Below are 26,186 nucleotides of genomic sequence, written 5' to 3'. Positions count from 1 at the left end.
GGGTGGTCCACCCGGAGGATGCCCATGTTGGCGCCCCGGCGGGTGCCGCCCTGCTTCACCGCCTCGGTGGCGGCGTTGAACACCTTCATGAAGGAGATGGGACCGCTGGCCACGCCGCCGGTGGAGTTGACGGTGGAGCCACGGGGACGCAGCCGGGAGAAGGAGAAGCCGGTGCCGCCGCCGGACTTGTGGATGAGGGCGGCGTTCTTGATGGCGTCAAAGATCTCCTCCATGGAGTCCCCCACGGGGAGGACAAAGCAGGCGGACAGCTGGCCCAGAGGGCGGCCGGCGTTCATCAGGGTGGGGGAGTTGGGCAGGAAATCCAGCCCGGTCATCATGTCGTAGAAGCACCGGGCGGTGGCGGCCACGTCGGCCTTGGGGTCAAAGGATGCGTCCGCCGCCGCGATGGCGTTGGCCACCCGGTGGAACAGCTCCTCCACCGTCTCGGTGGGCTCCCCCTTCTCGTCGCGGATCAGATATCGCTTCTCCAGCACGGCTCTTGCGTTCTCGGAAATCGCCATGTCGTTCTTCCTTTCTTCCGGTAGGTTTATAGGCCGCCGGGGCGTGGGCCCCTGTTTCCGGCCAAAGCAAGACCCGCTCTCACAGTGAGGCGGGTCGGATCGGTCACGCAATATATTGTATCATGATGACGGCTTCTGTCAACATGTTGTTCTTCCCATTCCGCGTAGAATTTTGGCCCTCATTCTTGTGGAAAAAAAGCGATTGACAGCCAACTGTCCGGAAGGGCGCGGGAATTTCGCCTTGACAGCATTGCCTCCCTGTCATACAATTTAGGATACCCATTGCCCCCTTTTTTCAACAGATGGGCAAAATCCGTCTTCACAGGAGGGATACAGTCATGCTTTTTCTGGGGTGCTCAGGCCGTTTTCCCTCCGGGGAGCGAATGTGAAGGGCCTCCCACCGGAGCGACGGCTCCCATCATACAAGCGGAAGGAGACTTCACCATGATCGAGATTCAGCATCTGCAAAAGACCTTCCCCACGCCGGACGGCACGTTCACCGCTCTGGAGGACGTGAACCTGACCATTCGGGACGGGGATATATTCGGCATTGTGGGCATGAGCGGCGCGGGCAAATCCACGCTGGTGCGCTGCATCAACCTGCTGGAGCGGCCCACCTCCGGCCATGTGATCATTGACGGGGAGGACATGACCGCCCTCTCCCCCAAGGCGCTGCGGGAAAAGCGGCGCTCCATCAGCATGATCTTCCAGCAGTTCAACCTGCTCATGCAGCGCACCTGTCTGGACAACATCTGCTTCCCCATGGAGATTGCGGGCGTGCCCAAGGCCAAGGCCCGGCTCAAGGCCAGGGAGCTGCTGGAGACCGTGGGCCTGCCCGACAAGGCCGACTCCTACCCCGCCCAGCTCTCCGGCGGCCAGAAGCAGCGCATCGCCATCGCCCGGGCCCTGGCCAGCAACCCCAAAATGCTCCTGTGCGACGAGGCCACCTCCGCCCTGGACCCCACCACCACCCGCTCCATCCTGCGGCTCATTCAGGACATCAACAGGCGGCTGGGCATCACGGTCATCGTCATCACCCACGAGATGGCGGTGGTGGAGGAGATCTGCTCCCATGTGGCGGTGCTGGAGCACGGCCATGTGATGGAGACCGGCACGGTGGAGGAGGTCTTCTCCAACCCCAAGAGCGAGGCCGGCCGGCGGCTGGTGTTCCCCGACGGGGTGGCCCTGGACCAGTTCCCCGTGGCCAAGGTGGTGCGGGTGGTGTTCAACGGCGGCTCCTCCTACGAGCCCCTGATCGCCTCCCTGGCCATCGACTGCGGCGTGAAGGTGAACATCCTGGGCGCCGACACCCGGAACATCGACGGCAAGGCCTTCGGCTCCATGCTGCTGGGCCTGCCCCAGGACAGCACCGAGGCCGCCAAGGCCATGAACTATCTGAAGAGTCAGCGTGATGTCACCGTAGAGGAGGTGCAGGACTACCATGGATAAGTTTCTTGCGGATCTGACCGACGCTTTCTCCAATCCTGCCCTGTGGGAGGAGTTCCGGGCGGGCACCTGGGAGACTCTGTACTCCACCGTCATCGCCACCTTCTTGGCCTGCGTCCTGGGCCTGGTGCTGGGCGTGCTGCTGGTGGTGGGCGAGAAGGACGGCGTCCGCCCCCTGCCCGCCCCGGTGATGAGCGCCCTCAATTTTGTCATCAATATCCTCCGCTCCGTGCCCTTCCTCATCCTGATGCTCATGGTGCTCCCCCTGAGCAAGGTGCTGCTGGGCACCCGCATCGGCACCCTGGCCTCCATCCCGCCCCTCATCATCGCCGCAGCGCCCTTTGTGGCCCGGCTGGTGGAGACCTCCCTGCGGGAGGTGGACAAGGGCGTCATTGAGGCCGCCCAGTCCATGGGCTGCTCCCCTTTCCAGATCATCTGGAAGGTCATCCTGCCCGAGAGCAAGCCCTCTCTCATCGCTGGCGCCACCACCGCCTTTATCACCATCCTCAGCTACGGCGCCATGGCAGGCGCCATCGGCGGCGGCGGCCTGGGCAAGATCGCCATCAACTACGGCTACAACAAGTATAACTACGCCGTCATGCTTATCGCGGTCATCTTCATCGTCATCCTGGTGCAGATCTTCCAGTCCCTGGGCACCTGGCTGGCGGTGCGCAGCGACAAGCGGCTCACCCACACCCGCCGCAGAAAAAAGTCCAAGCGCAAGTAATCCATCTTGCGCCCTCCGGCAGGCCGCCCCCATGGGGCGGCCTGCCTTGTTTTGTTTTTCACAAAGTCTGGACATTTTCCGCTTGAATCCCCGTTTTTTCTCCCCTTCCTCCGGCTTGCCAAAACTTTTTCACCGTCCTTTTGTGCAGAATACACAATTGACTTTCCCGCCGGAGCGGTATACACTAATCCCAAGTTCCAAGACAACTGAACAGGCTTACCCAAAGGCAAGGAAGAGGAGAGTAAGCTGGGAGATACGTCACAGAGAGCCCGGATTGGTGGAAACGGGTACGGAAGGCCTGGCCGAACATGGTCTCGGAGCCGCGCACCGAGTGTATCTGCATTAGGCTGCGACGGGAGCGCCCGTGACAGCGCAGGAGTATCGGAGTTTCTCCCGTACTTCATAAGGCCCGCATCCGTGAGGAGCGGGTGAAGCAAGGTGGTACCACGAAGCCAAAGGCTCTCGTCCTTGATGATGCATCAAGGGCGTTTTTTGTTGCCCAAAATGCCAAAAACAGCCTGAAATCGATGTCGGCTGCTCCGGCGGTACCCCGGGACAGTTTACATAACCCTAATCAATCCAACAGAAAAGGAGAAATACATCATGAAGAAGCTCACCTCTCTGCTCCTCACCGGCGCTCTGGCTCTGGGCCTGCTGGCCGGCTGCTCCAGCGCCCCCACCGGCGGCGACACCGGCACCCCCCAGTCCTCCGCCCCCGCTCAGTCCTCCGAGTCCGCCCAGCCCTCTGCGTCCACCCCCGCCGAGGGCACCACCATCACCGTGGCCGCCTCCCCCACGCCCCACGCCGAGATCCTGAAGGTAGCCAAGGAGGTCCTGGCCCAGCAGGGCATCACCCTGGAGATCAAGGAGTTCACCGACTACATCCAGCCCAACCTGGCCACCGAGGAGGGCGAGGTGGACGCCAACTACTTCCAGCACATCACCTACCTGAACAACTTCAACGAGGAGAACGGCACCCACCTGGTGAGCGCCGCTGAGATCCACTATGAGCCCTTCGGCATCTACGCCGGCACCACCGCCTCCCTGGACGACCTGCCCGACGGCGCCAAGGTGGGCGTGCCCAACGACCCCACCAACGAGGGCCGCGCCCTGCTCCTGCTCCAGCAGGAGGGCCTCATCACCCTGAAGGAGGGCGTAGGCCTGACCGCCACCAAGCTGGACATCGCTGAGAACCCCAAGAACCTGCAGATCGAGGAGCTGGAGGCCGCCCAGCTGCCCCGCTCCCTGGACAGCCTGGACCTGGCCGTCATCAACGGCAACTACGCCCTTCAGGCCGGTCTGAACGCCGCCGACGCCCTGGCTGTCGAGTCCACCGACGGCGAGGCCGCCCAGGCCTATGTGAACGTGCTGGCCGTCAAGGAGGGCCGGGAGAACGACCCCGCCATCCAGGCTCTGGTGGCCGCCCTCCAGTCCGACGAGGTCAAGGCCTTCATGGAGGAGACCTGGCCCGGCGCCGTGGTGCCCATGTTCTAATGGTTGACAACCGGCTGTCCCTCTGCTAAAATGTTGGAAAATGTCCCGGCAGGGCCGGGACATTTTCTCAAATTAATTTCATAGTATTCATACTGAATAAGGAGGAAATAAAATGAAGATCGCACACTCCCTCATTGACCTCATCGGCAACACCCCCCTGCTCCGTCTGGAGCGGTACGAATCCGCCAACCACCTGCCCGCCGCTCTGCTGGCCAAGCTGGAGTGCTTCAACCCTCTTTCCTCCGCCAAGGACCGGGCCGCCAAGTACATGATCGAGGACGCGGAGGCCAAGGGCCTGCTCAAGCCGGGCACCGTCATCGTAGAGCCCACCAGCGGCAACACCGGCGTGGGCCTGAGCTATATCGCCGCCATCAAGGGCTATCAGGTCATCCTCACCATGCCCGAGACCATGAGCCTGGAGCGGCGGAACCTGCTCTCCGCTCTGGGGGCCAGGCTGGAGCTGACCCCCGGCGCTCAGGGCATGAAGGGCGCCATCGCCAGGGCGGAGGAGCTGCTGCGCACCCTGCCCTCCGCCTGGATGCCCGGCCAATTCGACAACCCGGCCAACGCCAAGGCCCACTACGAGACCACTGGCCCTGAGATCTGGCGGGACACCGACGGTAAGGTGGACGTGCTGGTGGCGGGCGTGGGCTCCGGCGGCACCGTCACCGGCGCGGGCCGCTACCTGAAGGAGCAGAACCCCGCCATTGAGGTCGTCGCCGTGGAGCCCGCCGAGTCCCCGGTGCTCTCCGGCGGCCAGGCCGGGCCCCACAAGATCCAGGGCATCGGCGCGGGCTTTGTGCCCGCCGTGCTGGACCGCTCTGTGGTGGACCGGGTCATCCCCGTCCCCGGTGACGACGCCTTTGCCGCCAGCCGGGCTCTGGCTCAGACCGAGGGGCTGCTGGTGGGCATCTCCTCCGGCGCGGCCCTGTCCGCCGCCGCCTCCCTGGCCAAAGAGGTGGCCTATCAGGGCAGGAACATCGTGGTGGTGCTCCCCGACACCGGCGAGCGCTACCTGTCCACCGGCCTGTTCCAGAAGAGCGAATAAACAGCCATGGCGGTCCGCCGGATTTCCGGCGGGCCGCCATGGCTGTTTGCATCATATAAAAGACCATTCATGTACCTTTGCTATTCCGCCAGGCCGATACATTGTGACGCGCAGCCCTACCTCTTCGTGAATAATATAGAATTCACAACTTGTTATGGAGTCCTCCCCCTTCAGGTAGTAAAAGACGTTCAGGCATTCCGGGTCCTCCCCCTCAAAGAGCTGGAAGGAAAACGACTGCGGATCGGATTCCCCCGTAGGCTCTCGATCCGAAATGGACGTGAGGGGCGGATAAGGCTGAGCGAAGCGGTCGTAGTGGTCAATTCTGGTTCCGTGCTGGGCGTAAATGGTCAGGACATTGCGTTCCCAGTCAAAGGTACAGTTCAGAGGGAGATCACCCCCAGCGCGCTTCCAGGCGCGGTATGCGTCGGTGGCGGTTACAACGGTAAACACAAGGACGGGGAAGAGCAGGAGGAGAAAGAGCTTCCTGCGCTCCGCCGGAATGGCCCGCAGCTTTTGAAGGAGCGATAGCGCCCCGGCGCGTATCCGCTTCATTGCGGTCTCCCCCTCTCCGGGCAGCCGTACTTCTCTTCCGCCGGCCGCACCGAGCGGAACGGACCGGCGTTATATGGACACGGTGACTGCATATTCACACCCGCTGTTGATGTTGGCAACGCCGACACACATCTGGAAATAATCCCCCACCTTTGCAAGGTTGTAGGTGGACTGAAGCGCACAGCTGTAAACATAGATACTCTCTCCGGGACTGCTCAAAGGAAGCGTGTTCGTCAAAAAACCATTGCTGCTGGGTGTCAATGTAAGCGCTGTTTGCAGGAGAGAGTAGGCTGTCGCAATGGTCAGGGGGGAAACCGAGGAGGCAATCTGCTGTACCAGATAACCCACGGAGAGCAGCTTGCTCACATCGACAGAGCTGCCCGTACCTTTCCCCTTCACATAAAATGAGGTAAAGTAAGCTTTGGCACTGCCGGCGTTTACCATTTGAAGTTTAAGATCCGGCTTTGAAATGAACAGGGCTCCAACACTATCGGGATGAATTACAGCAAAATCACTGTATGTGATGACGGAATCCTGGATTTCAACGCCGTGAAAAAGTTCACTCGACCCATGCATTCCCGTATCCACACGATAAAGCGTCATATCCACATACTGGATGCCGTCCGCGGAATAGATATGGAACTTGCAGGAATAATACCCTTTAGTAATGCCGTTATTCAGATACTCTGTGACATCCTCTGAAATAGTATTGTTGCTGGGGTACTGCCCTTGTGCGCTCGCCTGATCAAATACATCCGTTGTGACGTATACGGTGCCCTCATCCGATACAAACTGATAACACGTTTTATTTTTATAGTTTGTGACAGGGGGCCGGCCCCGCTCAGACAGGGACGTTATCATAATTTTTGCTGCGATAGAAGGCATATTGAGCGAGGTATAGGGGCCGTAACTTGTGGCCGCCAAAGACGCGGGCATCGGACGGCTGCTGACGCATTCTTCCGGCGTAATCAGTCCCATCTCGACAAGCCCGGCCTCATCTCTGGGCAGCTGCTCCAGCAGCTCCTGAAAGATTTCCTCGTCCGTCGGCTCGGAAGCGTCGGGGCTGCTGCCGGCAGCTGACGCAGGAATTGCGAGAATAGAAACAAGCATTGCAAAAACAAGAGATAATGAAACAAATTTTTTGTACATAAGGCATCTCCTTTGCAATAGACCAGATGATTCCTTCTTCTCGAATATGCCGGGATACTGCTACTACATTACTGCATTGGCGTACTCCTTTCTTAAATGGCGGCGCGGAAGAAATTGTTTGTTTTGCATAAATAATATATCATAAGAAAAGGCAATCGTCAACGATATAGATAACTTCGGCGGGCCGTCTGTTTTCCCTTATTCTTCCCTCAACCGCACCCGAATCAGCTCAGGCAGGGCGTCCCGGTTGTCCTCTGTGACGGTGACAAGCGCCACGTTGGGATGAGTAGCGATGGCCTTTGTCCACCCGGGGAAGCCCTCCCGCACCACGCCCAGCACCGGCGTGTCCCCCTCCAGCTTTTCCAGAATAGCCTGCTGAAAGGACAGGGCGTCCCGCTCCAGGCGGCCGCACTCGTCCATCACCCACAGGGTGGGTGTCCCGGCCAGGCAGGCGGTACCCAGGGCGTCAAACCGGCCTGGAATGGCCTCCGGCGCACAGCCGTCGAAGAACCTGACCACCGCGTGGTCGGCGTCGTACCGGGCGGGCTCCGCCGCGCTCCACAGGTAGAGCAGCCGCTCCGGGCAGGCCCGGTCGGGGCCGAAGCCGGTGCGGAAGCCCCCTACGGCCCCCGTCCACCCCTCCAGCACCCGGGTGACAACGGTGCTCTTGCCGCACTGGACAGCGCCGGTTAGAAAAATATGTCTCATGCAAACCTCCAAAAATATTGACAACCAACCGCAAAAATAGTATGCTTTTGACAACAGGCCGGCGGGGCACCCTGTTCCGCCGGGTTTCTTGTGGTATCATACTCCGTTTTTTTCCGCAATTCAATATTCTCCGAGCCCCCGCGCCTAAGGCTTCGCTATGGCGCCCGGGCCGTGGACGCCGCAGAGGCGGCGTCCCTTCAGGGTCTGCGCCGGAAACGGCCTGGCCTTCCGTGTTTGAAAAGGAGAGGCTCCATCTGCCGTGCCGCACGCCATGCGGCATGGTTGCGCTGTTGTCGCCTCCGCTTTTCGCGGGGGCGATTTTCTTTTATTGGCAATAAACAGAGAGGAGACCTGTCCATGCAGTCCGCTTCCCCCCACGGGGCACGCAAAAAAGTCCTTGTCATCCTAGTGCTGCTGGTCCTGCTGGTGTGCACCGCCATCCTGTCCTTCGGCCTGGGCCGATACCCCATCACCCCCGCGGAGCTGGCGGGCATCGTGCTCTCCCGCTTCCTCCCCATCGAGCAGTTCTGGGCCGACACCATGGTGAACGTGTTCTTCAATGTCCGCCTGCCCCGCATCATCATGGCCTGCCTGGTGGGCTGCTGCCTGTCCGCCGCCGGCTGCGCCTACCAGGGCATCTTCCAGAACCCCATGGCCTCCCCCGACATCCTGGGCGCCACCAAGGGCTCCGCCTTCGGCGCCTCCGTGGCCATTATCGCCGGGTTTGGCGCCCAGCTCATCATGCTGATGGCCTTCGGCTTCGGCATCCTGACCGTGGTTCTGGTGTGGCTGGTGAGCAGCAAGGCCAAGGGCAAGCGGGTCATGAGCCTGATTTTGTCCGGCATTGTCATCAGCTCCCTCTTTGAGGCGGGCACCTCCTACATCAAGCTGGTGGCCGACCCCAACGAGGCCCTGCCCAAGATCACCTACTGGCTCATGGGCAGCCTGTCGGGCACCACCCGGGACAAGGTGTCCTTTGTGTTCCTGCCCATGCTGATCGGCCTTGTCATCCTGTTTCTGCTTCGGTGGCAGCTGGGCGTGCTCACCATGGGCGACGAGGAAGCCCGCACCATGGGCGTCAACGCCAAGGTGGTGCGGCCGCTGATCATCCTGGCCTCCACCCTCATCACCGCCGCGTCGGTGTCGGTGTGCGGCGCCATCGGCTGGGTGGGCCTGGTGATCCCCCACCTGTGCCGCCGCCTGGTGGGCAGCAACACCCGGTACCTGATGCCCGCCTCCATGGTGGGCGGGGCGCTGTTCCTGCTCATCGTGGACAATATCTCCCGCAACCTCTACGCCACCGAGCTGCCCATCGGCATCCTCACCGCCTTTGTGGGCGCGCCCTTCTTCCTCTATCTGATGATGAAGGGAGGCGATGTGACGTGAGCATTGAGGTCAAACATCTCTCCTTCTCCTACGGAAAGCGGCAGGTGCTCAAGGATGTCAGCTTCTCCGTGGGCAAGGGCCGGCTCCTCTCGGTGCTGGGCCCCAACGGCGTGGGCAAGAGCACCCTGTTCCGCTGCATTCTGGGCCTGCTCCACGGCTTCCAGGGCGAGATCACCGTGGACGGCGCGTCGGTCAGCAGCCTGGGCGCCCGGGACCTGGCCCGCCGGGTGGCCTACATCCCCCAGTCCAACTACCCCGCCTTCCAGTACAGCGTGTTCGACATGGTCCTCATGGGCACCACGGCCCAGAGCAAGGGCTTCTCGCCCCCCGGCCCCAAGCAGGAGGCCGCCGCCCGGGAGGCCCTGGAGCGGCTGGACATCGGCCACCTGGCCGAGCGGAGCTACACCCGCCTGTCCGGCGGCGAGCGGCAGCTGGTGCTCATCGCCCGCGCCCTGGCCCAGCAGTCCACCGTGCTGCTGATGGACGAGCCCACCGCCAACCTGGACTACGGCAACCAGATCCGGGTGCTCACCAAGGTGCGGGCTCTGGCCGACGCGGGATACACCGTCATCCAGTCCACCCACAACCCGGAGCAGTCCTATCTCTTCTCCCACCAGATCCTGGCCATGAAGGACGGCCAGGTCCTCTCCCACGGCACCCCCGACGAGGTGATGAACGAGGACCTGATCCGGGCCCTCTACGGCATCGACGCCGAGGTGGTGCCCCTACGGGACGGACGGATGCGGGTGTGCATCCCCCGGGACCTCCCCACGTTTCCCCCCTGCGAGCAGGTGGAACATACAGCCGCTTCAACACAGTAAGGAGGATTTTTATGAAACAGAAAGCCCTGTCTCTGCTGCTGGCCCTGGCCATGGTGGTCTCCCTGGCCGCCTGCACCCAGAGCACCCCCGCTTCCAGCCCGTCGGCCTCCGGCTCCCCCGAGCCCTCCGTCTCCCAGACCCCCAGCGCCCAGCCCTCTGAGGAGAACACCGCCGACACCGTCATGTTCACCGACTCCTGCGGCCGCACGGTGGAGCTCCCCGCCCAGATCGACCGCATCGCCCCCTCCGGCCCCATGGCCCAGATCGTGCTCTTCGCCCTGTGCCCCGACAAGTTCGTGGGCCTGGCCAGCGAGTGGGACCCGGGCGCTGAGCAGTTTATCGACGCCAAGTATTACAACCTGCCCGCCCTGGGCCAGCTCTACGGCTCCATCGCCGGTGAGCTGAACCTGGAGACCCTGGCCGCCGCCGATCCCCAGGTGATCATCGATATCGGCGAGCCCAAGGACTCCATCGTGGAGGACATGGACGCCATCACCGAGCAGCTGGGCATCCCCTCCGTCCACGTCGACGCCAACACCGCCACCATGGGCGACACCTACCGCATGCTGGGCCAGCTGCTGGGCATGGAGGAGGAGGCCGCCGTCATCGCCGACTACTGCGACGAGATCTACAACAACACCGTCTCCATGATGGAGGCCATCGGCGACAACAAGGCCAACATCCTCTACTGCCTGGGCGACCAGGGCCTGAACGTCATCGCCCAGAACTCCTACCACGCCGAGGTCATCGACCTGATGACCAACAACCTGGCCGTGGTGGACTCCCCCTCCTCCAAGGGCACCGGCAACGAGGTGGACATGGAGCAGCTCCTCCTCTGGAACCCGGACATCATCCTCTTCGCCCCCGACAGCTACTATGACCAGGTGGCCGACGACCCGGTGTGGCAGGACCTGACCGCCATCCAGAACGGCGACTACTACGAGGTGCCCTTCGGGCCCTACAACTGGATGGGCTTCCCCCCCTCCGTCAACCGCTATCTGGGCATGCTGTGGATGGGCGCCCTCCTCTACCCCGACCAGATCGACTATGACCTGTACACCGAGGTGGCCCGGTACTATGACATCTTCTACCACTGCGACCTGACCCAGGAGCAGTTCGACGCCCTCACCGCCAACTCCATCGGCAAGCTGGCGGGCTGAGCCTGAGCAAACCAAAAAGAGCTGCGGCGCATCTGCGCCGCAGCTCTTTTTTACTGGATTTATACCCTCTCTTCTGGTATGCTGGTGATAAGGAAGAGCGGCTTTTCGTACACGATAAGGAGGGACCCGGCATGAAACGGTTTTTCACTCTGCTCCTGTCCCTGGGCCTTGCCCTGGCGCTGGCCGCCTGCGGCCCTGTGGAGGAATCCCCCGCCCCCAGCGGCACCGCGCCATCTCCCGTTGGGAGCGTTCAGTCCACCCCGCCGCCGGAGGAGAGCCAGCCGTCGGAGACGCCTCCTGAACCCACGCCGCCCCAGGACAGCCGGCCGCCGGAGGAGACCCCTCCCGCTGAGACGGAGGAGCCGGAGCCGGTCGTCTCGGCGGACTACGCGGACCCGGACCTGCTCGCCCAGCCGGAGGACTACGACCTGCTGGTGCTGGACGAGAGCGAGTACCGGGTGGACGTGGCCATCACCGCCACTGAGACGGTCACCGACATCCAGGTGGTATCCATCCCTATGGACGATATGGGCTTCCGGCTGGGAGCGGTTCTGGGCACCCTGGACGCCATCACCCCTGGCCGGCCCTTTGTGGTGGCCATGGCCTTCCCCGGCGACATGCCCAATACCGCCCTGGTCTTTACCGATTCGGACGGCGCCGTCCATTATTGCGCCATCTCCATGAGCGGCAAGGACGGCTCCTTGCTGCTCACGCCCTTTGAGCCTGTCCAGGACTGAGCCTCACGCCTCGGGGCACTTCTCCCGGTAGCGCTTCACCAGGTCGGCCAGGGTGATGTTGTCCACCACATTGTCCACCGCGTCCTGGATCTGCTGCCACACCTCCAGGGTGACGCAGCGGTCCGCCCGGCCGCAGCAGGCCCCGCCGGACACGCAGCTCACCGGGGCCAGGTTGCCCTCCAGCTGGCGGAGGATCTCCCCCACGGTGTACTCCTCAGGCGCCCGGGTCAGCAGATAGCCGCCCCCCGCGCCCCGGACGCTGCGGACCAGGCCGCCCCGGGCCAGCTGGGTGACGATCTGTTCCAGATATTTATCGGAGATCTCCTGCCGCTCGGCCACGTCCCGCAGGGGGACGGCGGAGTCTCCAGGCTGGACCGCCAGGTCCAGCATCAAACGAAGGGCATAGCGGCCCTTGGTGGAAATTTTCATGTCAGTGGCTCCTCTTCATCAGGTAGTTATAACTATATTACCACGGGTTTGGTAGGAATTCAAGCAAAAAAAGCTCTTGACTTTAACAACAAAAAGTGTTAAAGTCACGGTATCAACAGGAGAGGAGCTCCACCATGGCGCTGTGCTTCGGCTATGCATACGGCTATTACCGCTATTACCGTAGCGGTCATTTTGCCTGCCCATAACCGGTTTGCCAGCTGGGAGCGCTCCCTCATCGGAGAACACACCGCGGCGGTCCGTTTTGGGCCGCCGCGTTTTCTTTTGCGCGGCGGCGGGAACCGCCGGAATGAGAAAGGATGAAATTGATATGGTCGTGATTTTAAAGCCTGATTTTACCGCGGAGCAGATGGACGAGGCCATCCGCGCCATGGAGGCCGGCGGGGTCAAGGTGATGGTGTCCAAGGGCACCGAGACCACCATCCTGGGCGCCGAGGGCGACACCAGCCGTCTGGACGAGGAGAAGCTGTCCCAGCTGCCCGGCGTGGAGCGGGTCATGCGGATCAGCGAGCCCTTCAAGAAGGCCAACCGGAAGTTCCACCCCGACGACTCGGTCATCGACCTGGGCGGCGGCGTGACGGTGGGCGGCAGCAAGCTGGCCGTCATCGCCGGGCCCTGCTCGGTGGAGAGTGAGGAGCAGATCGTGGGCGTGGCCAGGGCGGTGCAGGCCGCCGGGGCCGTGGCCCTCCGGGGCGGCGCCTACAAGCCCCGCACCTCCCCCTACGCCTTCCAGGGCATGGGCTCCCGGGGCATCGAGCTGCTGCGGGAGGCCAGAGAGGCCACCGGCCTGCCCATTGTCACCGAGCTGATGAGCGCCGACCAGATCCCCCTCTTTGAGGCCTGCGTGGATGTGATCCAGGTGGGGGCCCGGAACATGCAGAACTTCGACCTGCTCAAGAAGCTGGGCAAGGTCAACAAGCCCATTCTGCTCAAGCGGGGCCTCAGCTCCACCATTGAGGAGTGGATCATGTCCGCCGAGTACATCCTGGCCGGCGGCAATCCCAACGTGATCCTCTGCGAGCGGGGCATCCGCACCTTTGAGACCTACACCCGCAACACCCTGGACCTGTCCGCCGTGCTGGCGGCCAAGCAGATGACCCACCTGCCCGTGGTGGTGGACCCGTCCCACGCCTGCGGCAAGGCCTGGATGGTGGAGCGGATGAGTCTGGCCGCCGTGGCCGCCGGCGCCGACGGTCTGCTCATCGAGGTCCACAACGACCCCAAGAACGCCCTGTGCGACGGCGCCCAGTCCATCACCCCCGACCAGTTCAAGGACCTGATGGGCAAGATCCGCAGCGTGGCCGCCTGCGTGGGCCGCAGCGTGTAAAGGGAGGTCTTTTTCATGTCAAAAACCATTGCTGTCATCGGCCTGGGCCTGATCGGGGGCTCCATGGCCCTGGCTTTGAAGGGCTTTGAGGATTTTGAGATCGTGGGTGTGGACGTGTCGGAGCCCACCCTCCGCTTCGCCGCGGAGCACGGCGTGGGCGACCGCATCACCGCCGACGCCGGAGAGGTGGTGCCCCAGGCGGACATGACCATCCTGTGCCTCCACCCCAGGGGCATCACCCGGTTCCTGGAGGAGTACAAGGACCGGTTCAAGCCAGGCAGCCTGGTCACCGACGTGTGCGGCATCAAGACCGCCATCATGGCGGCGGCGGAGGTGCTGCCACCCGAGGTGGACTTCATTGGCTGCCACCCCATGGCGGGCACCGAGTTCTCCGGCATTGAGCACGCCTTTGGGGAGATGTTTCAGAAGTCCCACCTGATTCTCACCCCCCGGGAGAGCAGCAAGGCGGAGCACATCGCCCTGATGGAGCGTCTGGCCGACTACATCGGCTGCAAGGACGTGGTGCGCACCACCCCGGAGGAGCACGACGCCATCCTGGCCTACACCAGCCAGATGATGCACATCATCGCGGTCTCGGTGTGCGACGACCCCATGCTCTTCACCTGCAAGGGTTTTGAGGGCAGCTCCTTCCGGGGATGCACCCGGGTGGCTGCCCTGGACGTGGGGCTGTGGACCCAGCTCTTCTCCATGAACGCCCCCGCCCTGCTCACCGCCCTGGACCGGCTGGAGGAGAATCTCCACGCCTACCGGGAGGCCATCGCCTCGGGGGACACCAAGCTGCTGTCCGAAAAGCTGGCCTATTCCGCCGGACGGAAGCGGAAGATGAACCTGGAGGGCCCCGACCTGCTCAGCCTGGACTAAAGATCAGCGGCGCATCCCGAATATGGGATGCGCCGCTTGCTTTTACTCTTTTTCCGGCAGGAAGAAGAAGTCCTCCAGCCGGTCGTCCCGGCTGTCGAAGATCTCGTTGTACTGGAGCATCTGGTAGTCCAGCAGGCCCTCCTGGGCCGCCTGGCTCATGTCATCCGTCTGCTCGTGCCAGGTGCCGTCGGTGTCCTGGTAGCCCACCGCGTTGACCACCGGCACCGTCTCCCGCAGCCCGCTCAGGAAGGTCTGATACCCGGTCTTGGGCAGGTTGGCCGCATCCATCAGCAGCCCGGAGAGGTAGTTGAGGGACAGCTTCACGTCCTGCTGCTCCTCAATGTCGTAGTTGGCCCAGATGAGGAAGGGCACCTCCTGCTTCTTCTGGGCCTCCTCCACGGTGGGGTCGCTGCCCAGCAGGTCGGTGTAGAAGTTGGTGGCCACCTGGGGCTGGTGGTCGCCGAAGATCAGGATCATGGTGGGCTCCTCCACCTGGGAGAAGTAGTCGATCAGGTATTCAAAGGCCTTGTCGCTCTGGTAAATCAGGTTCAGGTACTGGTTCACCGTGTTGTACTTACCCTCCATCTCTCCGGTGAGCCACACCTCCTTGGGCAGGTTGGTCCAGGCCCCCGAGTAGGCGCTGTGGTTCTGCATGGTCACGTTGAAGATGAAGAGGGGCTCCCCCTCCTCCTTCTCCTCATAGACCCGGATCAGGTTCTCATAGTCGGTCTGGTCGGAGATGTACTCCCGGATGTAGTAGGGGTCCTCAAAGTCGCTCTGGAACAGCCAGCGGTCAAAGCCGAAGTCCCGGTACACGGGGATCCGGTTCCAGCCGGAGGAGTAGTAGGGGTGCATGGCCACGCTCTCATAGCCCAGGGCGTTCATCTGGGCCACCAGGGATTCCGAGCTCTCCTTCACATAGAGGTGGTAGGGCACGGTGCCCGCCGGGAGAAAGGCGGTGGTGTTGCCGGTGAGGAACTCGTACTCCGAGTTGGCGGTGGTGCCGCCGAACACGGAGGAGTAGGCCGTGCCCCGGATGGTATTCTCCGTCAGGGAGCGGAAGAAGGGCATGGGGTCCTGGTTGGTCTCCAGGTCAAAGGTGCCCGTCAGGTCGGAGAAGGACTCGTTCATGATGACGATCAGGTTGACCGGCTGCACTTTGTCGCCGCTGCCGGTGCCCGACGCCGGCACGGACTCCCCCTCCACCCCGGCGGCGATCTGGGCCAGGGTCTCCTGGGAGTAGCCCTCCGGTTCGGACACGGAGGAGTACCGCAGGCACACGGAGAAGTTTAGCACAAAGCCGTTGCCCCGGGTGGTCCACATGGAGGGTTCGATGCCAACGGCGGAGAGAAATCCGGTGCCGAAGAACACGGCCAGGAATGCGGCGCAGAGGACGGTCACTGGCAGGGCGGAGCGGAGACGGAGCCTGGCGCGGCCCTTCTGTCTGGGCAGGTCCAGCAGCAGAAGCAGGAAGAGGGCCAGGCCCAGGGCGGTGAGGGCCTGTTTGGTGTCAAAGGCGTAGTTGTAGTTGCCCGCCACGTTGACGGCAGTGCCCAGGGTGAGCAGGTCGCCGGGGAAGATGGTGCGGCCCCGGAAGGCGATGACGTAGTGGTTGGCCATGCCGATGAGCCAGAACAGGGCGGTGGAGATGCCGCAGGCCAGGTTGCGCCGCCCCACGATGAGCCATACCGCCAGGGCGATGATGTAGTAGAAGGCCAGGTTCAGGGCCACCTGGAGGGTGGAGAAGCTGGTGAAGGGGTTGTTCCAGTTGAGGATCTCCACCAGGGAGTACCCCACCACCGGGCCGGCAGCCCAGAACAGCCGGGACAGCCACACCGCCGCCCTGCCCTCCAGCTTGAGCCGCACCGGGATGGGCAGGGCCAGCCCCAGGGCCCACAGCAGGCTCTCCCACCAGGAGAAGCCGGACAGCAGCAGGCCCGCCAGCACCCCTGCAAAGACCAGCGCCGCCACGATCAGGCCCCAGCGCCGCATCTCCACCCATGTTCTCCCGGTGTGGACCGGTATTTTTGTCTCTGTCTTCATGGTCTCGCCTTACCTCGTATTCAAACTATACAGAATAATCTCCCGCACAAAAAACAGCCGCTCCGGAATGACCGGCGCGGCATATTGAGCGATATCCTTACCGTTGCATCAAAATCTTACACGGATTTTACAGAAAGAGCAAGATGAAAACACGAAAGATTTTATGAATTTTTTGCCGTTTCAGGACACCTGAAAGATCCACTGCTCCCGGATCAAGGCCTCCCGCATCTCCCGGTCGGGTGAGAAGATGAGGATGCCGGTGCCGCCGCCGGGCAGCCGGTAGAGCAGGTAGCGCTTGCTCCTGGGGTCCAGGAACAGGCAGGCCCGCACCGTCCGGCTGGCCTGCCGGGCGGAGAGCTGGCCGGGGAGGTAGACGCCGTAGGCCAGGATGTCCTCCGTGTCGATGATCTCCAGCACCGGGGGATTTTCCCCGCTGCCCTGGGAGATGACGAGGCGGCTGCCGTCGTACTCATAGGTGTACACCGCGCTGAAGTAGGGCACCGCCAGCACCACCGCCACACAGAAGGGCAGCAGCATCGCCTGATGGTAGCCCATGGTCCGGGCCAGGGCCATCAGCGCCAGGGCGCAGCAGAGGCACAGCGCGCCATAGCGCGCCAGCGCATACTTTCGATACAGCCGCTGCTTCCGATACATGTGCACCCCTCCCCCTCCGGAACGGTCCTTCTATTGATATAGACGTTTGACAGAGAGAATTTGTTACACACCCAGGCAAAATTTTTGAAAAAATTTTTATGTGCCTCTGCCGAGGACATTTCTGTTCCAATTGTTCCCCGGGTACTTGACCTTCCACCTGGTGAAAGGTGTATGTTTTTCTCGACCAGCGGCAGATTCTTAATCTTTTTTCATTTGACAGCAGAACAGGCCGGTGGGATAATTTTCTTACAGGCTCAGGGAACGAGCCGGGAAAGGATGAAGCAGCTATGTGGAAAAAACGACTGAGCGCCCTCGCGCTGACCGCAGTCATGGCGGTCAGTATCTCCGCGCCCGCACTGGCCGTTGAGGCGGAGCCCTCCGCTACCCGCGAGGCGTCCGCCGCCATGGCCGCCCAGTTCGCCGCCCAGTACGGCGGCGCCGTCAGCGTGCAGTACGCCGTATGGCAGGACGGGGAGATCGCCCTCTCCGGCCACGCCGGCGTGTACTCCAAGTCGGAGAACCGCGTCCTGCTGGACACCGACCTGTACGGCATCGGCTCGGTGAGCAAGATGTACGTGACAGCCGCTGTCATGCAGCTGGTGGACCAGGGCAAGCTGGACCTGGACACGCCGGTGACCAAGTACCTGCCCGAGTTCAAGATGGCCGATGCGCGGTATAAGGACATTACGGTCCGCATGCTGCTCAACCACTCCTCCGGCCTGATGAGCGCCACCCACGACATGCTGCTCTTTGCCGACGACGACCGCTCCGCCACCGAGGACCTGCTGGAAACCCTGTCCACCCAGCGGCTGGTTGCCGACCCCGGCGCGTACAGCGTGTACTGCAACACCGGTTTCACCCTGGCGGAGCTGGTGGTGGAGGCGGTGAGCGGCAAGACCTTCCCCGAGTACCTCCAGGAGGCCATCCTGACCCCCAACGGCCTGGAGAACACCTTCACTCCCCAGGACGAGTTTGACACCTCCCGCCTGGTGAAGACCTACCTGGGCGAAGACCCCCGGGCCCTGCCCCAGGACTGCCTGGGCACGGTGGGCACCGGCGGCATCTACGCCGATGCCGCCGACCTGGCCTCCTTCGGCGGCCTGCTCTGCTCGGATGACCTGCTCACCTCCGCCTCTCTGGACGCCATGGCCGCCCCCGAGTACAGCAACGGCATCTGGCCCGACGACACGGACGACGCCCTGGCCTTCGGCCTGGGCTGGGACAACGTGTCCCTGGCCCCCTTCCGCTATAACAACATCCAGGCCCTTGCCAAGGGCGGCGACACCCAGTACTACCACGCCGCGCTGGTGGTCCTCCCCGAGTACGACATGGCGGCGGCGGTGCTCACCTCCGGCGGCGTGTCCACCTACAACCAGATGGCCGCGGCCCGGATGCTCATCGACGCCCTGACGGAGCAGGGCGTGACGGTGGACGAGACCATCCCCGCCCTGCCCGCCGCCAGCCCCAGCCAGACCATGCCCGCCCAGCTGATGGACTGCTCCGGCTACTACGCCTCCACCCTCCAGCAGTTCAAGGTGGACATCTCCGCCGACGGCGTGCTCACCATCCAGTCCCTCACCGTGCCCAGCGCCCCGGCCCAGACCTTCTACTACTTTGACGACGGCTCCTTCCGGGACCAGACCGGCGCCGCCGCCATGGTCAAGCCGGTGGTGGAGGACAACGGGGAGACCTACCTGTGGCAGAAGGCCTATGCCTTCCTCCCCGGCCTGACCGTGCTGCCCACCTCCAACTACGTGGGCCAGAAGGTGGAGCCCGCCCAGCTCTCCGCCGACGTCCAGGCCGCCTGGGACAAGTGGAATTCCACCAGCGTCCTGCCTCTGAATGAGAAGTACACCTCCCAGGTGTGGCTGTCCCTGGGCTCCGCCGCCGCTGCCGAGCTGCCTGAGTACATCCCCGGCTACGTAGGGGCCCAGAAGATTGTGGACGCCAATCACACCCAGTTTGCCGTGCAGCTGCCCGGCAACGGCGGCCGGGACGGCTCGGACACCACCATCACCGAGCAGGACGGCCACATCTGGATGGACGCCCAGGGCATCCTCTACGTAGACGCCTCCATCGCCCAGCCCATCTACTGCGGCGCGGGCGCCTACTCCACCATCCAGCCCGACGGCTATGCCCGGTGGTACACCGTGGGCAGCGCCGCCGGCCTGACCATCCGGGTGGACATCGAGGGCAACGGCGGGTTCTACGTCTATGACGGCACCGGCGCGCTGGCCGCCTCCTCCGTGGTGTGGGGGGACAGCACCGTCACCCTGACGGAGAACAGCGCCATCGCCTTTGCCGGCGACGCCGGCACCCGGTTCCATATCTCCGTGGTGCCCGCCGTCTGATCCCCGTAAGCGCAAAAGCCCGGACCGCCTCATTGCGGTCCGGGCTTTTGTTTTTTTACACATGTGGAGCTGGTTTTGTGGATAATTTTGATCAGTGGGTCAGCAGCCGCACCCGGAGGACGCCCTCCAGGGCCCGGATCTCGTCCACCACGTCGTCCCGGATCTTGGTGTTGATGTCCACCACGGTGTAGGCGTAGTCCTTCTTGGACTTGTTGGTCATGTTCTCCACGTTCACGTTGTCGTCGGAGAGGACCTTGGTGATGGCGGCGATGGCGCCGGGGATGTTCCGGTGGATGATGCACAGCCGGGCGATGCCGCTCCAGGGCTGCTCCAGGGCGGGCAGGTTCACGCTGTTGCGGATGTTGCCGTTCTCCAGGTAGTCCCGCAGCTGCTGGGCGGCCATGACGGCGCAGTTCTCCTCGCTCTCGGGGGTGGAGGCGCCCAGGTGGGGGATGGCCACCACGTTGCGCCCCTGGATGATCTTGTTGTTGGGGAAGTCGGTGACATAGCAGGCCACCTTGCCGCTCTCCAGGGCCTGGAGCAGGTCGTCGTCGGTGACCAGGCCGCCCCGGGCCAGGTTGATCAGCCGCACGCCGCCCTTCATCATCTGGAGGGCGCTGGCGTCAATCATGCCCTTGGTGTCCCCGTTGAGGGGCAGGTGGAGAGTAATGTAGTCGCAGTTTTTGTAGATGGTCTCCAGGTCGTTGGCCCGCTGGACCATACGGGAGAGGGACAGCGCCGCGTCCACGGACAGGAAGGGATCGTAGCCCCACACGGTCATGCCCAGCTTGGTGGCGATGTTGGCCACCTGGACGCCGATGGCGCCCAGGCCCACCACGCCCAGGGTCTTGCCCTGGATCTCCGGGCCCACAAACTGGCTCTTGCCCTTCTCCACCACTTTTTCCACGTCTTCGCCTGCGGCGGCCTGCTCCTTGACCCAGGCCGCGCCGCCCACCACATTCCGGGAGGCCAGCAGCATGGCACAGATGACCAGTTCCTTGACGGCGTTGGCGTTGGCGCCGGGGGTGTTGAACACCGCGATGCCCGCCTCGGAGCAGCGGTCGATGGGGATATTGTTGGTCCCCGCGCCCGCTCGGGCGATGGCCCGCAGGTTCTCGGGGAATACGTACTCGTGCATGTCCGCCGAGCGGACCAGGATGCCGTCCTCGTTCTCCACGTCGGGGCTGACGGCAAAGCGGCTCTGATCCAGCACGGACAGGCCGGCGGGGGAAATTTTATTCAACGCTTTGATGCGGTACATGTTTGGTTCGCCCCTTCTCAATTGTTTTTGTCGAAGGCTTTAATAAAGTCGCACAGCTTTTCCCCCCAGAAAAGGCTGCGCCTTTCCCGGGGACCCCTGATTTTACCTCCTCGGGCGGAGTGAATCCGCCCTGCGGCAAGATTTTGGCCTCCGGCCAAAATGCTTGAACGCGGCTCAGCCGCGCCCCGCCTTGCGGGACCCCGTGGAGAAGCTGTGCTCCCGGGTTCAGTTGCTCTTGTCGAAGGCTTTAATAAAGTCGCACAGCTTTCCCCCAGAAAAGGCTGCGCCTTTCCCGGGGACCCCTGATTTTACCTCCTCGGGCGGAGTGAATCCGCCCTGCGGCAAGATTTTGGCCTCCGGCCAAAATGCTTGAACGCGGCTTAGCCGCGCCCCGCCTTGCGGGACCCCGTGGAGAAGCTGTGCTCCCGGGTTCAGTTGTTCTTGTCGAAGGCCTTGATGAAGTCGCACAGCTTCTCCACGCCCTCTACCGGCATGGCGTTGTAAATGGAGGCCCGCATACCGCCCACGGAGCGATGCCCCTTCAGGTTGGTAAAGCCGGCGGCGGTGGACTCCTTGACGAACTTGGCGTCCAGCTCGTCGTTGCCGGTGCGGAAGACCACGTTCATGTCGGAGCGGGAGTCCTTTTCCACGGCGCAGGTGAACAGGCGGGAGTTGTCGATGACGTCGTAGAGCATGGCCGCCTTGCCGTGCTTGATGGCCTCCATGCCGGGCACGCCGCCCTGGCCCTCCAGCCACTCCAGCACCAGACCCAGCATGTAGATGCACCAGCAGGGGGGCGTGTTGTACATGGAGTCCTTGTCGATCATGGTCTTGTAGTTCATCATCAGCGGGGTGTAGGGCAGCTCATGGCCGGCCAGATCCTCCCGCACAATGGCCACGGTCAGGCCGGCGGGGGCCATGTTCTTCTGGGCGCCGGCGAAGATGATGCCGTACTTGCTCACGTCCACCGGGCGGGAGAGGATGTCGGAGGACATGTCGCACACCAGAGGCACGTCGCCGGTTTCAGGCACGTACTGCCACTCGGTGCCGTAGATGGTGTTGTTGGCGCAGTAGTAGAAGTAGCTGGCCTCCGGGTCCAGCTTCAGCTGGTCCTGGGCGGGGATGTAGGTGTGGTTCTTGTCGGCGGAGGAGGCGGCCAGGCTGATCTGGCCGTACTTCTGGGCCTCCTTATAGGCGATGTTGGCGAAGTTGCCGGTGACGGCATAGTCGGCCTTTCCGGTCTTGCCGATCAGGTTCAGGGGCACCATGGAGAACTGGGTGGAGGCGCCGCCCTGGAGGAAGAGGATCTTGTAGTTGTCGGGCACCTGAAACAGCTTGCGGAAGCGGGCCTGGGTGTCCTCAAAAATCTTCAGGAAAACCTTAGATCGGTGACTCATCTCCATCACTGACATGCCTGATCCCTGATAGTTGGTGATTTCGGCACCGGCGCGCTGAAGCACTTCCAGCGGCAGCATGGACGGACCTGCGGAAAAGTTGTACACGCGATCTGACATTGGACACCCTCCTAAAATGTGTTTTGCCGTCCGCCCACCGGGCACACGGCATACTCAAAGGACGAAAAACGGCCGCAGAAGACCGCGGCCCTTCTGTGGGCCACGGCACTCCGTGGCCGTTGCTTTAGTCCTGTAAAGTATTAAAACTATTATAGCCGAGTGCAGCGTCTCTGTCAATGATACAAACGTCCAAATCAGGCGGACACGCTCTGCGGCTCTTTGTGAATTTTACAACATTGCTTTCGCTTTTTTGCCCATCATGTTATAATGTTTGAAGATCATTTTCTGTCACTCTGCCTACTATGGCTTAGAACGGAGGCTCGCCTATGAAACTCAGTACCATCAGGGAGATTCTGGACGCCACAGTGCTCTCCGGTGAAGAACACCTGGACCGGGAGGTCCTGGCCGCCTGCGGAAGCGACTTTATGAGCGACGTGCTGGCCTATGTCAAGGACCAGGCCCTGCTGCTCACCGGCCTGGTGAACCCCCAGGTGGTGCGCACGGCCGAGATGCTGGACATGAAGTGCATCGTCTTTGTCCGGGGCAAGATGCCGGACGAGTCCATCCTGAGGCTGGCTCAGGCCCGGGACATTGTGGTCATGCGCTCGCCCAGGCGGATGTACGACGCCTGCGGGCTGCTCTATCTCAACGGACTGAGGGGGGACTGACGCTGTGGAGCCCATCAAACTGACCTATCACGTGGAGGGCGGCGATCTGATCAGCGCCGGCGAGGCCTCCAGCAAGATGAAAATGGCCCTCAAGAAGCTGGACCTGCCCCAGGAGACCATCCGCCGGGCGGCCATCTGCATGTACGAGGGCGAGATCAACATGGTCATCCACGCCGACGGCGGCCGGGCCGAGGTGGAGATCGCCATGGACCACATCACCATCCGTATGATCGACTCCGGCCCGGGCATCCCCGACGTGGACCAGGCCATGGAGGAGGGCTTCTCCACCGCCGGCGAGATCGCCCGGGACCTGGGCTTTGGCGCGGGCATGGGCCTGCCCAACATGAAGCGCTACTCCGACGAGATGAAGATCGACACCACCCTGGGCGTGGGCACCACCGTGACCATGCGGTTCAACCTGTAATGAGGAAACATGATGTGGAAAAAAGTATATAATTTCCTGCACATCGCCCTGTGGGCTTTTGTGGGCGTGTTCATCGGCAGCAGCCTCTGGCGCTGCTATGAGTACTACGCCTATCGCGACCTGTTCGCCGTACAGTCCGCCCCCTGGTACCTCTCCATTGTGGTGAACGGGCTGTTTACGGCGGTTATCGTTCTCGTCCTTCTCGTCCTCCGGCGGCTGGTCAAGCGGAAGCTGACATGACTGCCGCCCGCCGGGGAGCCTGTCTCCCCAACCTTCGGAGGTGAATGAATTGAAGCACTCTGTTGTCCTGGAGTACAAGCGCTGCCGTGGCTGCACCACCTGCATCAAGAGCTGCCCCACCGAGGCCATCCGGGTGCGCAACGGCAAGGCCGCCATCCTCAACGCCCGCTGCATCGACTGCGGCGTGTGCATCCAGGTGTGCCCCCACAAGGCCATCAAGTCCATCAGCGACCCGCTGGACATGCTGAAGAAATTCCGCTACTGCGTGGCCCTGCCGGAGCCGGCCCTGTACGGCCAGTTCCACAACATGGACGACATCGACATCATTCTCAACGGCCTGCTGGAGATCGGCTTTCACGACGTGTACGAGGTCTCCAAGGCCGCCGAGCTCATCAGCGACTACCAGCGCCAGTGCATCACCGGCGGCGTGGAGCGGGTCATGCCCCAGATCAGCTCCGCCTGTCCCACGGTGCTGCGCCTCATCCGCATGCGCTTCCCCAAGCTCATCCCCAACATCGCGCCGGTGATCACGCCGGTGGAGCTGGCCGCCATTCTGGCCCGCCGGGAGGCGGTGGAGAAGACCGGCCTGAAGCCGGAGGAGATCGGGGTGTTCTCCATCGTGCCCTGCTCCTCCAAGGTCACCGCCGCCCTCACCCCCGACGGGCTCAATCACCCTGTGCTGGACGGGGCCTTTGCCATCCGGGACGTGTACCTGCGCCTCCTGAGCGCTATGAAGAAGCTGCGGGGCAAGGAACTGCGGCCCCTGTCCTCCTCGGGCATCATGGGCGTGGGCTGGTCCTACTGCGGCGGCGAGTCCGCCGCCCGGATGGGCGAGCGGTATGTGGCGGTGGACGGCATCTCCAACGTGATCCGCATGTTGGAGGAGATCGAGGACGGCCGTCTGCCTGAGGCCGACTTCATCGAGCTCAACGCCTGCGTCCAGGGGTGCGTGGGGGGCTGTCTGACGGTGGAGAACCCCTACGGCGCCCGGATGCGCATCAAAAAGCTGATGAAGGGTCTGCCTGTGTCCCGCAACCGGTTCACCTTCAAGGGCGAGGACCGGGACGTGGTAAAGTTTGACTACGAGTTGCAGTATGTCCCCGTGTTCGTGCTGGACCAGGACCGGGCGGCCGCCATGGATAAGCTGGCCAAGATCGAGGCTCTGGAGCAGCAGCTGCCCGGGCTCCACTGCGGCTCCTGCGGCGCCCCCTCCTGCCGGGCCTTTGCCGAGGACGTGGTGCTGGGCCGGGCCAGCGAGGAGGACTGCATCTTCAAGATGCGGGAGCGGATGCAGTACATGGCCGGTTCCTCCGACGCCGACGAGTACCTGCCCGCCCCCTTCCGCCACAAGAAGGACTCGCCGCCCCACGGACACAAGAAGTGACCCCTCACCTATTCTATGCCAGGAAGCGAGGTTGTTCCCATGACCGTAAAAGAGCTGTCCGCTGCCCTGTCCCTGACGGAATTCGCCCTCCCCGCCCCCGACGCGCCGGTCACCGGCGGCTACGCCGGCGACCTGCTCAGCTGGGTCATGGGCCGGGCCACTGCCGGGGACTGCTGGATCACCATCATGTCCAATCAGAACGTGGCCGCCGTGGCCCTGATGGCCGACGTGGCCTGTGTCATCCTGTCTGAAGGCGTCACCCCCGACCAGGCCCTCCTGTCCCGGGCAAAAGAGCAGGAAGTCAACCTGCTGGGCTCCGACAAGGGCACCTTTGCCCTGGCCGCGGCGGTAAACGGCCTGCTGTGACGGCAGGCCACCGCTGTCCGGCTGCTGAAAGGCGGTGAGTTTTATCCCAAATCTTACCTTTGACCTCCACCTGCACTCCTGCCTCTCCCCCTGTGGCTCTGAAGATAATACCCCCGCCAATCTGGCGGGCATGTGCGCCCTGGCGGGCATTGAGGCCGCCGCCCTCACCGACCACAACACAGTGGGCAACTGCGCCGCCTTCTGTGAGGCCGCCGAGCGGTACGGCATCATCGCCCTGCCCGGCATGGAGCTGACCACTGCCGAGGAGGTCCATGTGGTGTGCGTGTTCGGCAATCTGGACGCCGCCCGGGCCTTTGAGGCGGAGGTGTTCCGCCGCCTGCCGCCGCTGGAGAACGACTCCCGGGTCTTCGGTCCCCAAATAAGGATGGACAGCGAGGACACGGTGCTGGGGGAGGAGCGTCGGATGCTCTCCACTGCCACCGGCATCGGCATCTATGAGGTGCCCGGCCTGGTGGCGGCTCTGGGCGGAGCCTGCTGGCCCGCCCACATCGACCGCCCCTCCTTTTCCCTGATCTCCAACCTGGGCCTGTGGGACCCGGGGCTGGGCTTCCCCTTTGCGGAGGTCTCCCGGGCCTGCCCCCCTGATTTCCTGGACCGGCCCGATCTGAAGGGCCTGCCGGTGATCACCGCCTCGGACGCCCACTACCTGGATCAGATCATGGACGCCTGCCAGCAGGTGGAGTTGGCCGAAAAAAATTCTTCCGCCCTGCTGGAATGGCTGAAACGCCCTGATTTCAATGCTTTCAGCCCTCTGCCATCCTAAAATTTCTACCCCTTTGCGGCATAATTTTGACATTTGTCCGCATTTCCTATTGCGCCCTTCAAAAAAGTTAGATATAATGAACAAATGTTAGG

The 26,186-nt window shown here is 62.9% G+C and carries 26 protein-coding genes, 1 riboswitch and 1 other annotated feature; of the genes, 17 read left to right on the top strand and 9 right to left on the bottom strand.

Going from position 1 to position 26,186, the window contains the following annotated elements:
- Positions 1 to 521 (bottom strand): ribonucleotide reductase N-terminal alpha domain-containing protein (locus Q0K23_RS07170; RefSeq protein ID WP_294519869.1); only part of this gene is annotated, 521 nt, incomplete at its 3' end.
- A 444-nt stretch (positions 522 to 965) separates the two neighbouring features.
- On the opposite strand from Q0K23_RS07170, the gene Q0K23_RS07165 reads away from it, so the two are divergent.
- The 4 genes from Q0K23_RS07165 (at position 966) to cysK (ending at position 5,236) form a co-directional block, all read left to right on the top strand.
- The gene (locus Q0K23_RS07165; RefSeq protein ID WP_294519866.1) at positions 966 to 1,970 is read left to right on the top strand and encodes a methionine ABC transporter ATP-binding protein; all 1,005 of its coding nucleotides are present in this window, start codon (positions 966 to 968) and stop codon (positions 1,968 to 1,970) included.
- Positions 1,963 to 2,694, top strand: a complete 732-nt coding sequence (locus Q0K23_RS07160) for a methionine ABC transporter permease (RefSeq protein WP_294519863.1) — start codon at positions 1,963 to 1,965, stop codon at positions 2,692 to 2,694. Before Q0K23_RS07165 ends, Q0K23_RS07160 begins: the two co-directional genes overlap by 8 nt.
- Before the next feature lie 220 nt (positions 2,695 to 2,914).
- Positions 2,915 to 3,167, top strand: a binding site (T-box leader).
- A gap of 130 nt (positions 3,168 to 3,297) precedes the next feature.
- Positions 3,298 to 4,188: a MetQ/NlpA family ABC transporter substrate-binding protein gene (locus Q0K23_RS07155; protein WP_294519858.1), complete on the top strand. Its 891-nt coding sequence runs from the start codon at positions 3,298 to 3,300 to the stop codon at positions 4,186 to 4,188.
- A 112-nt stretch (positions 4,189 to 4,300) separates the two neighbouring features.
- Positions 4,301 to 5,236, top strand: coding sequence for a cysteine synthase A (gene cysK, locus Q0K23_RS07150; protein WP_294519854.1), 936 nt, complete (start codon positions 4,301 to 4,303; stop codon positions 5,234 to 5,236).
- A 51-nt stretch (positions 5,237 to 5,287) separates the two neighbouring features.
- Here cysK and Q0K23_RS07145 read toward each other — a convergent pair whose 3' ends face one another.
- The 3 genes from Q0K23_RS07145 to Q0K23_RS07135 form a co-directional block, all read right to left on the bottom strand.
- Positions 5,288 to 5,788, bottom strand: a complete 501-nt coding sequence (locus Q0K23_RS07145) for a hypothetical protein (RefSeq protein WP_294519851.1) — start codon at positions 5,786 to 5,788, stop codon at positions 5,288 to 5,290.
- Positions 5,789 to 5,857: 69 nt separating this feature from the next.
- Positions 5,858 to 6,937 (bottom strand): hypothetical protein, encoded by a 1,080-nt coding sequence (locus Q0K23_RS07140; protein ID WP_294519848.1) that lies wholly within the window; start codon positions 6,935 to 6,937, stop codon positions 5,858 to 5,860.
- Between the two features lie 198 nt (positions 6,938 to 7,135).
- Entirely contained in the window at positions 7,136 to 7,645 is a 510-nt protein-coding gene (locus Q0K23_RS07135; protein WP_294519845.1) for a nucleoside-triphosphatase, read from the bottom strand.
- A 116-nt stretch (positions 7,646 to 7,761) separates the two neighbouring features.
- A riboswitch (molybdenum cofactor riboswitch) is annotated at positions 7,762 to 7,906 on the top strand.
- Positions 7,907 to 8,002: 96 nt separating this feature from the next.
- Here Q0K23_RS07135 and Q0K23_RS07130 point away from each other — a divergent pair.
- From Q0K23_RS07130 to Q0K23_RS07115, 4 genes are all read left to right on the top strand, one after another.
- On the top strand, positions 8,003 to 9,031 hold the full coding sequence (locus Q0K23_RS07130) for an iron ABC transporter permease (protein WP_294519842.1): 1,029 nt from the start codon (positions 8,003 to 8,005) through the stop codon (positions 9,029 to 9,031).
- Positions 9,028 to 9,852 (top strand): ABC transporter ATP-binding protein, encoded by an 825-nt coding sequence (locus tag Q0K23_RS07125; RefSeq protein WP_294519838.1) that lies wholly within the window; start codon positions 9,028 to 9,030, stop codon positions 9,850 to 9,852. The genes Q0K23_RS07130 and Q0K23_RS07125 overlap by 4 nt, the downstream gene beginning before the upstream one ends.
- 11 nt (positions 9,853 to 9,863) lie before the next feature.
- Positions 9,864 to 11,012: an ABC transporter substrate-binding protein gene (locus Q0K23_RS07120; protein ID WP_294519835.1), complete on the top strand. Its 1,149-nt coding sequence runs from the start codon at positions 9,864 to 9,866 to the stop codon at positions 11,010 to 11,012.
- 131 nt (positions 11,013 to 11,143) lie between these two features.
- Entirely contained in the window at positions 11,144 to 11,749 is a 606-nt protein-coding gene (locus tag Q0K23_RS07115) for a hypothetical protein (protein WP_294519833.1), read from the top strand.
- A 3-nt stretch (positions 11,750 to 11,752) separates the two neighbouring features.
- Here the strand turns inward: Q0K23_RS07115 and Q0K23_RS07110 are convergent, their stop codons facing one another.
- Complete coding sequence (locus Q0K23_RS07110) at positions 11,753 to 12,178, bottom strand: Rrf2 family transcriptional regulator (protein ID WP_294519829.1); 426 nt, start codon at positions 12,176 to 12,178, stop codon at positions 11,753 to 11,755.
- Between the two features lie 328 nt (positions 12,179 to 12,506).
- On the opposite strand from Q0K23_RS07110, the gene aroF reads away from it, so the two are divergent.
- Together aroF and Q0K23_RS07100 are read left to right on the top strand one after the other, a co-directional pair.
- On the top strand, positions 12,507 to 13,523 hold the full coding sequence (gene aroF / locus Q0K23_RS07105) for a 3-deoxy-7-phosphoheptulonate synthase (protein WP_294519826.1): 1,017 nt from the start codon (positions 12,507 to 12,509) through the stop codon (positions 13,521 to 13,523).
- Positions 13,524 to 13,538: 15 nt separating this feature from the next.
- Positions 13,539 to 14,405: a prephenate dehydrogenase gene (locus Q0K23_RS07100; RefSeq protein ID WP_294519823.1), complete on the top strand. Its 867-nt coding sequence runs from the start codon at positions 13,539 to 13,541 to the stop codon at positions 14,403 to 14,405.
- A 42-nt stretch (positions 14,406 to 14,447) separates the two neighbouring features.
- Here Q0K23_RS07100 and Q0K23_RS07095 read toward each other — a convergent pair whose 3' ends face one another.
- Both Q0K23_RS07095 and Q0K23_RS07090 read right to left on the bottom strand, forming a co-directional pair.
- A complete protein-coding gene (locus tag Q0K23_RS07095) occupies positions 14,448 to 16,448 on the bottom strand; it encodes an LTA synthase family protein (RefSeq protein WP_294519819.1) in 2,001 nt (666 codons plus the stop codon).
- Between the two features lie 180 nt (positions 16,449 to 16,628).
- Positions 16,629 to 17,102, bottom strand: a complete 474-nt coding sequence (locus Q0K23_RS07090) for a hypothetical protein (protein WP_294519816.1) — start codon at positions 17,100 to 17,102, stop codon at positions 16,629 to 16,631.
- 287 nt (positions 17,103 to 17,389) lie between these two features.
- On the opposite strand from Q0K23_RS07090, the gene Q0K23_RS07085 reads away from it, so the two are divergent.
- Positions 17,390 to 19,453 carry a serine hydrolase gene (locus Q0K23_RS07085; RefSeq protein WP_294519814.1) on the top strand — a complete coding sequence of 688 codons (2,064 nt, stop codon included), beginning with the start codon at positions 17,390 to 17,392 and terminating at the stop codon, positions 19,451 to 19,453.
- Between the two features lie 91 nt (positions 19,454 to 19,544).
- Here the strand turns inward: Q0K23_RS07085 and Q0K23_RS07080 are convergent, their stop codons facing one another.
- Complete coding sequence (locus Q0K23_RS07080; protein WP_294519811.1) at positions 19,545 to 20,714, bottom strand: phosphoglycerate dehydrogenase; 1,170 nt, start codon at positions 20,712 to 20,714, stop codon at positions 19,545 to 19,547.
- 431 nt (positions 20,715 to 21,145) lie between these two features.
- On the bottom strand, positions 21,146 to 22,228 hold the full coding sequence (gene serC / locus Q0K23_RS07075; protein WP_294519808.1) for a 3-phosphoserine/phosphohydroxythreonine transaminase: 1,083 nt from the start codon (positions 22,226 to 22,228) through the stop codon (positions 21,146 to 21,148).
- Positions 22,229 to 22,554: 326 nt separating this feature from the next.
- On the opposite strand from serC, the gene Q0K23_RS07070 reads away from it, so the two are divergent.
- The 6 genes from Q0K23_RS07070 to Q0K23_RS07045 are packed head-to-tail and all read left to right on the top strand — an operon-like array spanning position 22,555 to position 26,094.
- Positions 22,555 to 22,896 carry a DRTGG domain-containing protein gene (locus Q0K23_RS07070; protein ID WP_294519805.1) on the top strand — a complete coding sequence of 114 codons (342 nt, stop codon included), beginning with the start codon at positions 22,555 to 22,557 and terminating at the stop codon, positions 22,894 to 22,896.
- 4 nt (positions 22,897 to 22,900) lie between these two features.
- On the top strand, positions 22,901 to 23,320 hold the full coding sequence (locus tag Q0K23_RS07065; protein WP_294519803.1) for an ATP-binding protein: 420 nt from the start codon (positions 22,901 to 22,903) through the stop codon (positions 23,318 to 23,320).
- A gap of 12 nt (positions 23,321 to 23,332) precedes the next feature.
- Positions 23,333 to 23,560, top strand: a complete 228-nt coding sequence (locus Q0K23_RS07060; protein WP_294519800.1) for a hypothetical protein — start codon at positions 23,333 to 23,335, stop codon at positions 23,558 to 23,560.
- Positions 23,561 to 23,600: 40 nt separating this feature from the next.
- A complete protein-coding gene (locus Q0K23_RS07055) occupies positions 23,601 to 24,944 on the top strand; it encodes a [Fe-Fe] hydrogenase large subunit C-terminal domain-containing protein (RefSeq protein ID WP_294519797.1) in 1,344 nt (447 codons plus the stop codon).
- 39 nt (positions 24,945 to 24,983) lie between these two features.
- Positions 24,984 to 25,310: a DRTGG domain-containing protein gene (locus tag Q0K23_RS07050; protein WP_294519794.1), complete on the top strand. Its 327-nt coding sequence runs from the start codon at positions 24,984 to 24,986 to the stop codon at positions 25,308 to 25,310.
- Between the two features lie 34 nt (positions 25,311 to 25,344).
- Positions 25,345 to 26,094: a PHP domain-containing protein gene (locus Q0K23_RS07045; protein WP_294519790.1), complete on the top strand. Its 750-nt coding sequence runs from the start codon at positions 25,345 to 25,347 to the stop codon at positions 26,092 to 26,094.
- The last annotated feature ends 92 nt before the right edge of the window (positions 26,095 to 26,186 follow it).

Origin of the sequence: uncultured Pseudoflavonifractor sp. (genome assembly GCF_944387275.1) — a bacterium.
Lineage (GTDB): Bacteria > Bacillota > Clostridia > Oscillospirales > Oscillospiraceae > Pseudoflavonifractor > Pseudoflavonifractor intestinihominis.
Note: the sequence above shows the minus strand (reverse complement) of the source record. Positions and strands in the feature narration are given on the sequence as shown.

Bases quoted from the DNA above. Each gene is read 5' to 3' on its own strand.
- Q0K23_RS07090 (WP_294519816.1), bottom strand. From the start codon at position 17,102: ATGTATCGGAAGCAGCGGCTGTATCGAAAGTATGCGCTGGCGCGCTAT.
- Q0K23_RS07095 (WP_294519819.1), bottom strand. From the start codon at position 16,448: ATGAAGACAGAGACAAAAATACCGGTCCACACCGGGAGAACATGGGTG.
- Q0K23_RS07085 (WP_294519814.1), top strand. From the start codon at position 17,390: ATGTGGAAAAAACGACTGAGCGCCCTCGCGCTGACCGCAGTCATGGCG.
- aroF (WP_294519826.1), top strand. From the start codon at position 12,507: ATGGTCGTGATTTTAAAGCCTGATTTTACCGCGGAGCAGATGGACGAG.
- Q0K23_RS07080 (WP_294519811.1), bottom strand. From the start codon at position 20,714: ATGTACCGCATCAAAGCGTTGAATAAAATTTCCCCCGCCGGCCTGTCC.
- Q0K23_RS07050 (WP_294519794.1), top strand. From the start codon at position 24,984: ATGACCGTAAAAGAGCTGTCCGCTGCCCTGTCCCTGACGGAATTCGCC.
- Q0K23_RS07070 (WP_294519805.1), top strand. From the start codon at position 22,555: ATGAAACTCAGTACCATCAGGGAGATTCTGGACGCCACAGTGCTCTCC.
- Q0K23_RS07165 (WP_294519866.1), top strand. From the start codon at position 966: ATGATCGAGATTCAGCATCTGCAAAAGACCTTCCCCACGCCGGACGGC.
- Q0K23_RS07120 (WP_294519835.1), top strand. From the start codon at position 9,864: ATGAAACAGAAAGCCCTGTCTCTGCTGCTGGCCCTGGCCATGGTGGTC.
- Q0K23_RS07140 (WP_294519848.1), bottom strand. From the start codon at position 6,937: ATGTACAAAAAATTTGTTTCATTATCTCTTGTTTTTGCAATGCTTGTT.
- serC (WP_294519808.1), bottom strand. From the start codon at position 22,228: ATGTCAGATCGCGTGTACAACTTTTCCGCAGGTCCGTCCATGCTGCCG.
- Q0K23_RS07130 (WP_294519842.1), top strand. From the start codon at position 8,003: ATGCAGTCCGCTTCCCCCCACGGGGCACGCAAAAAAGTCCTTGTCATC.
- Q0K23_RS07160 (WP_294519863.1), top strand. From the start codon at position 1,963: ATGGATAAGTTTCTTGCGGATCTGACCGACGCTTTCTCCAATCCTGCC.
- Q0K23_RS07115 (WP_294519833.1), top strand. From the start codon at position 11,144: ATGAAACGGTTTTTCACTCTGCTCCTGTCCCTGGGCCTTGCCCTGGCG.
- Q0K23_RS07110 (WP_294519829.1), bottom strand. From the start codon at position 12,178: ATGAAAATTTCCACCAAGGGCCGCTATGCCCTTCGTTTGATGCTGGAC.
- Q0K23_RS07135 (WP_294519845.1), bottom strand. From the start codon at position 7,645: ATGAGACATATTTTTCTAACCGGCGCTGTCCAGTGCGGCAAGAGCACC.
- Q0K23_RS07155 (WP_294519858.1), top strand. From the start codon at position 3,298: ATGAAGAAGCTCACCTCTCTGCTCCTCACCGGCGCTCTGGCTCTGGGC.
- Q0K23_RS07145 (WP_294519851.1), bottom strand. From the start codon at position 5,788: ATGAAGCGGATACGCGCCGGGGCGCTATCGCTCCTTCAAAAGCTGCGG.
- Q0K23_RS07060 (WP_294519800.1), top strand. From the start codon at position 23,333: ATGTGGAAAAAAGTATATAATTTCCTGCACATCGCCCTGTGGGCTTTT.
- Q0K23_RS07100 (WP_294519823.1), top strand. From the start codon at position 13,539: ATGTCAAAAACCATTGCTGTCATCGGCCTGGGCCTGATCGGGGGCTCC.
- cysK (WP_294519854.1), top strand. From the start codon at position 4,301: ATGAAGATCGCACACTCCCTCATTGACCTCATCGGCAACACCCCCCTG.